Genomic DNA, 612 nt, shown 5'->3' on the forward strand with positions numbered 1-612 from the left:
CGAGTCGCTGTCGGAATCAGAGTCGCTGTCCGAATCGGAGTCGCTGTCGGAATCCGAGTCGCTGTCGGAATCAGAGTCGCTGTCGGAGTCTGAATCGCTGTCGGAATCAGAGTCGCTGTCGGAATCAGAGTCGCTGTCGGAGTCTGAATCGCTGTCGGAATCGGAGTCACTGTCGGAATCGGAGTCGCTATCGGAATCTGAATCACTGTCCGAGTCGGAGTCACTGTCGGAGTCCGAGTCACTGTCGGAGTCGGAGTCGCTGTCCGAGTTGGAGTCGCTGTCGGAATCGGAGTCGCTGTCGGAATCGGAGTCGCTGTCGGAATCCGAATCGCTGTCCGCGTCGGAGTCGCTATCGGAATCCGAATCGCTGTCCGAGTCGGAGTCACTGTCGGAATCGGAGTCGCTGTCAGAATCCGAATCGCTATCCGAGTCGGAGTCGCTGTCAGAATCCGAATCGCTGTCCGAGTCGGAGTCGCTGTCTGAATCAGAGTCGCTGTCGGAATCAGAGTCGCTGTCGGAATCAGAGTCGCTGTCGGAATCGGAGTCACTGTCGGAATCGGAGTCACTGTCGGAATCGGAGTCACTGTCGGAATCGGAGTCACTGTCGGAATC

At 57.5% G+C, this 612-nt stretch carries 1 protein-coding gene; it reads right to left on the reverse strand.

All coding sequences use genetic code 11. The features are described from left to right. Nucleotides 1–612, reverse strand: a 612-nt coding sequence (locus M989_RS24010; RefSeq protein ID WP_209438783.1) for a hypothetical protein, incomplete at both ends; no start/stop codon positions are given.

The sequence above is a fragment of the Kluyvera georgiana ATCC 51603 genome (assembly GCF_001654985.1).
GTDB classification, from domain to species: domain Bacteria; phylum Pseudomonadota; class Gammaproteobacteria; order Enterobacterales; family Enterobacteriaceae; genus Kluyvera; species Kluyvera georgiana.